Origin of the sequence: Occallatibacter sp., from assembly GCF_049802275.1 — a bacterium.
Classification (GTDB): domain Bacteria; phylum Acidobacteriota; class Terriglobia; order Terriglobales; family Acidobacteriaceae; genus Telmatobacter.
Genome location: NZ_JBARMD010000110.1, coordinates 1 through 4028, shown reverse-complemented (window position 1 = coordinate 4028; position 4028 = coordinate 1). Strand labels below are relative to the sequence as shown.

Annotated in this window: 4 protein-coding genes; 1 reads left to right on the top strand and 3 read right to left on the bottom strand. The window is 57.1% G+C overall.

The genetic code is table 11. The features are described from left to right. Window positions 1-192 precede the first annotated feature (192 nt). A complete protein-coding gene (locus WA354_RS03660) occupies window positions 193-864 on the top strand; it encodes an HNH endonuclease (protein WP_472811655.1) in 672 nt (223 codons plus the stop codon). 337 nt (window positions 865-1201) lie between these two features. Here the strand turns inward: WA354_RS03660 and WA354_RS03655 are convergent, their stop codons facing one another. The 3 genes from WA354_RS03655 to dxr form a co-directional block, all read right to left on the bottom strand. Beyond that, window positions 1202-1645, bottom strand: a complete 444-nt coding sequence (locus tag WA354_RS03655; protein WP_472811654.1) for an acyl-CoA thioesterase — start codon at window positions 1643-1645, stop codon at window positions 1202-1204. A gap of 57 nt (window positions 1646-1702) precedes the next feature. Continuing rightward, the gene (rseP, locus tag WA354_RS03650; protein WP_472811653.1) at window positions 1703-3142 is read right to left on the bottom strand and encodes an RIP metalloprotease RseP; all 1440 of its coding nucleotides are present in this window, start codon (window positions 3140-3142) and stop codon (window positions 1703-1705) included. A gap of 58 nt (window positions 3143-3200) precedes the next feature. Then, the coding region (gene dxr / locus WA354_RS03645; RefSeq protein WP_472811652.1) for a 1-deoxy-D-xylulose-5-phosphate reductoisomerase at window positions 3201-4028 on the bottom strand (828 nt) is incomplete at its 5' end.

Here is a 4028-nt window from a genome sequence, read left to right as displayed (position 1 = left end):
CTCGCATACATCTTCTTTGGCCTGGTTCTCTTCGCCCGCGCCACCAATCACTGGCAAACCATTCTGCCCCCGTCGGTCTACATGCAGCTTGTTCCCCGCGCCAACTCGCTGACCCACCCGGGCATGTAAGCGGCCTCTGTCGCATTGAATTGGAAAACGCTGGTCTCGCCAGAGGGACTAGAATTCTGTGCAATGAATTCGCGCATCGAAAAGATACGCCAGCTTTTGGTCGAGCTAGAGGCTGAGACCGCGACCACGCCAAAAGGCGACGCAGGTTTCTCCGCCCTCGAACTTCCCGACATCATCGGCGAGATCGTCGACGACCTGCAGCCGATCCTCACGGCCTACGACGCAGCGTTCTACTGGTTTCTCTTCCGCCACTCGATTGCGAAAGACGGTAATCCGCAGATTCGCGTGAGCCGGAGCAGCTTGCGCCGCGCAGTGGTCAAATCGTCGTACACCAATGCCGCTGAAAACAATATCTCCATTGGCAAGGTGCAAGATACGCTTCACGCACTCGAAGAGATCGGCGCAATCCAGAAGCTGGGAGAACCGAACCGCCAGGGAACTCTCTATCGCGTTCTGATCCCCGATGAGATTGAAGCCTGCCGTAGATTTCGCGCTGGGCGGCTAGCCGAGGAACTGGCATTGTTTCCCTCGTCCAACAAAGGTGCTCACGAAAAGCGCATGCAGGTTTTCGAGCGCGACGGATACACGTGCCGCAGGTGCCGGAAACAACTGACGCGCTTTACGGCCACCGTCGATTACGTAAAATCGCCGGCCGAAGGCGGCGATGACAGCGCTGAAAACCTGGTCACCGTATGCGCTGAGTGCAATACACGCGCCCAGAGACGGGCATCGTGAGCGCCAGAGATGAACTGCGGTCTCTGAGGGAAAAAGGCTGAAACGGCCAGGTACGAAAGCACGGTTTGCACAGGATGCAGTGCATAAAATCGAGGGATCTAGTCTTGTATCTTATTTAAATAGATAATGCTAACTCTATTAAGGCGAACAAATAACGAACTAAATAGGGGAGGGGGTGGGGGTGCTAGAGCGCTGTTCCTCATTTGTGAGGCAGCCCGCTCAAAGCCCAACCAACCTTCATTATGCGCGTTCGCGCGAAATTACCTGCAAAACGGGTCAGAGTTTTTTCAGCGGGACTAAGTAGGTTTGGTTGGGGAGCAGAAGCGGCGTTCGCGAATTATTTTGTCTGGCTGTGGTGTTCGGGCAACAACTTCCGCAGCGCTGCCGCGTAGTGTTCCGGCAGCGGCTTTCTCTTCAGCTGATCATCGCAGACCACGTGAACCGTTTCGCCCTCAGCCAGCAATGTTGGTTCCGCGCCATCCGCTCCCTTGCGCAAAATGCGATAGGCAAACTTCAGCACCGATCCCCGCAGCATCGCAGGACGCGTCTCAATCAAAATCTCGTCGTCGTATTTCGCTGGAGAACGATAGCGGCACGAAGCCTCCACTACCGGCAGAATGCACTCGTGTTCCTTCTCCAATTGGCTATAGGCGAGACCGAGCGAGCGCAGCAACTCCACGCGCCCCAGTTCAAACCAGACCAGGTAGTTGGCATAGTAGACGATGCCCATCTGGTCGGTTTCTGCGTAGCGCACGCGCACCTGGTGGGTTATCACTGGCATTGCAGACGCACTTTCGTCGCTGATCTGATCTCTGCCCCCTGAACGCTGAACCCTGTTTTACGGCTTGAGGTGCGAGAAGATTTGCAGCTTGCTGAAGTCGTTGAACATGATAAACGCGGTGAAGGCAATCAGCACCACAAATGCGGCCTGGTAGATGCGCTCCTTCACCATCATGCTTATGTCGCGCCGCATGATGCTTTCGATCAGGAGCAGCAGGATCAAGCCTCCATCGAGAATCGGGAACGGCAAGAGATTCAGGATGCCGAGATTCAAACTGATCCCCGCAGCCAGGCCGAACTTTGCTGACCAATAGGGCTCCTTTACCGCCTGTCCCGCGGCAACGGCAATGCCGACCGGTCCCGAGAGTTGCTTGACTGAAACCTGATGCGTCAGCACCTTTTTGAGCACATTCACGATCAGCAACGAGTTTTCCGCGCAGAAATCGCGCGACTCCACGACCGCGTTCGAGAATTTCATCGGCTCAGCACGGAGCGGCACATCTTCCGGGCCGCCTGGCAGGAACCCGAGTCTCCACCCGCCATCCTGTACATAAGGGTGGATCACGATCGGCGGCAGCGTCGCGCCTTTACGCTCAACCGTCAGTGTCACTGGCTTGCCTTTGCCGGACTGCATGTAGTCCACCAGCGGCAATACCGTGTGGAACGGATGGCCGTCGACGGAGACAATCTTGTCCCCCGACTGCAATCCGGCATGCTGGGCCGGCGAGTCAGGGCTTACCTGGTCAATCTGAATGGGACTCTGCGTGTATTGGACAAAGATGCCGGCCTTGCTCAGGTCGTCGTGCAAGGCATCAACGCTGCCCGGCAAATGCAGGGACGACTGAATTGCGACGCCATTGCGATCGACTGTGACCGGAACAGTCTTGTTAGCGTTGTCTCCCACGAGTTCGTGAAACTTCTGATAGTCAGGATGCGCGGTGTTGTCGAACGCAGCAATGACGTCCCCGGGCATAAGGCCAGCCTGATCGGCAGCCGACCCGGGTGTCACCCACTCGATCTTCGTGGGGTGAATATCCGGCACTTCGTTGATGAAATTGAAGTACACCACCATCAGAACGAAGGCCAGCACAAAGTTGAAGAAGGGACCAGCCACGCCGATGAGCATCCGCTGCCAACGGGGGTGGTTCATGAATGAACCGGGATCGTACGCGGGCACATTTTCAACGTAACCAGCAGATGCTTGCTGACCGTGGAGTTTCTCCGCAGCTTGAGTGTCCACCGGAGTGCCCGGAACCCTGGCCGCTTCGCCCGGATTCTCTCCGGTCATCTTCACGAATCCGCCCAGCGGGAGCAGGCAGACCTTGTAGTCCGTATCGCCGTACTTGATGCCAAAAAGACGGGGACCAAACCCAACAGAAAAAGCTTCCACGCGCACTCCGCAAAGCTTGGCGACCAGAAAGTGGCCAAATTCATGGACCACCACCATCACGCCGACGAGGACGATAAAAGCCACTGCGGAAACGAAAAAGTCATGCATAAACGAGAGAATTCAGACCTCACAAATTGCGTGCCGCGCCTCAGGCGAATCGGTTCGCTCAGACTACCAGCGCGTGAGCCTTTAGACGCGCTTCCCGGTCCGATGCGAGCACCTCCGCGATGGTTGCGGGGTGCGACTCCGGAGTGGACGCAAGCACTTTTTCAATTGTACCCGGGATGCCGTTGAAGGGGATTCTTCGCTCCAGAAAAGCCTCTACAGCAACCTCATCGGCAGCATTCAGCGCGATACAGTGAGCGCCGCCTTTCGCTGCGGCCTCGTAAGCAAGACGTAGGCACGGAAAGCGCTCAAAATCCGGCTCCTCGAACTCCAGATGACGTAACGCCGCCAGATCGAAGCTCAAAGTTGAAGTCGGGCGCTCCGGATAAGCCAGCGCATACAGGATCGGCAGCCTCATGTCCGTCACCGATATCTGTGCCAGAATCGACCCATCGACATACTCCACCAGCGAGTGCACCGTCGACTGTGGATGCACCGTAACCCGCACTTTTTCCGGCGGCACATCAAAGAGCCTGCAGGCCTCAATAATCTCCAGCCCCTTGTTCAACATGGTCGCTGAATCAATCGTGATCCGCCGCCCCATGACCCACGTCGGGTGCTTCAGTGCCTGCTCTGGTGTAATTCCGGCAAAATCGGCCAGCGGCATCTTTCTGAAGGGCCCGCCCGAAGCCGTCAGCCAGATGGTCTTCACCTCGGCATGTGCGCCCACTCGCATGCACTGGTGTACGGCGTTGTGTTCGCTGTCGATTGGCAGAATTGGCACATTGCGTTCGCGTGCAGCTGCGGTCAAAATCTCGCCCGCCGCCACCATGCATTCCTTGTTGGCCAGGCCCACGGGCTTTCCCGCGAGGATCGCCGCATGCGTCGC

What these genes read in the sequence shown, in the direction of transcription:
- WA354_RS03660 (WP_472811655.1), top strand. Translation starts at nt 193, where the DNA reads ATGAATTCGCGCATCGAAAAGATACGCCAGCTTTTGGTCGAGCTAGAG.
- rseP (WP_472811653.1), bottom strand. Translation starts at nt 3,142, where the DNA reads ATGCATGACTTTTTCGTTTCCGCAGTGGCTTTTATCGTCCTCGTCGGC.
- WA354_RS03655 (WP_472811654.1), bottom strand. Translation starts at nt 1,645, where the DNA reads ATGCCAGTGATAACCCACCAGGTGCGCGTGCGCTACGCAGAAACCGAC.